The organism is Bartonella sp. CL70QHWL (genome assembly GCF_042194855.1).
Lineage (GTDB): Bacteria > Pseudomonadota > Alphaproteobacteria > Rhizobiales > Rhizobiaceae > Bartonella.
Genome location: NZ_JBHINJ010000125.1, coordinates 1 through 688, shown reverse-complemented (window position 1 = coordinate 688; position 688 = coordinate 1). Strand labels below are relative to the sequence as shown.

Here is a 688-nt window from a genome sequence, read left to right as displayed (position 1 = left end):
GGCGCTATAGATATGCCTCTCTCCGGATTTGTAAATCGTTTCCTACGGATAAGTATTATTACTTCAATAGCTCTTACCACAGGACTTTATCAAAATGAAATTGCGAGTTTGATAACACAAATGCCCTATGAGTTATCAAAAGCGCTCTTAACAGATCCACTCAATGATACACAATTAATGAATTTACTTGATACAGCAGCAACCAAAGGATTTCAATATGCAGGACGTCTTTTCCAAGAAACCGTCTTCTTCGAAGGCAATGGTCTGCTTTACAGTCTCTTAGGCATCATCATCTTGTTGGCAACAAGCCTCGTAGTCGCAATCGGTGGTGGTCTCGTGCTCCTAACAAAAATCGCTATTACACTTCTCGTAGGATGGGGACCTCTCTTCATCGTTGCTTTGCTCTGGCAACCAACTCATCGCCTTTTCGAGCAATGGATAATCCAAGTCGTCAATTATATAATCCTCTTTTTACTCTTAGCCACTGTATTTAATCTGATGATGAATATCTTTGCAAACTATTTGAGCGATATGAAACTCGATTACGACCAGAATATAAGCTTCATGTTTGGGGGAGCTCTCATCTTGTCCATTATATCCATCATGCTGTTACTCAAACTATCAAGCGTTGCCAATTCTCTCGCAAAAGGCATTACATTTGGACATCTATGGAGACATAGAAACTAGA

At 40.0% G+C, this 688-nt stretch carries 1 protein-coding gene; it reads left to right on the top strand.

Annotation, left to right across the window (positions count from 1 at the left end; all coding sequences use genetic code 11):
• The coding region (locus tag ACFIJZ_RS10075; protein ID WP_375632038.1) for a type IV secretion system protein at positions 1-687 on the top strand (687 nt) is incomplete at its 5' end.
• Between the last annotated feature and the right edge of the window lies 1 nt (position 688).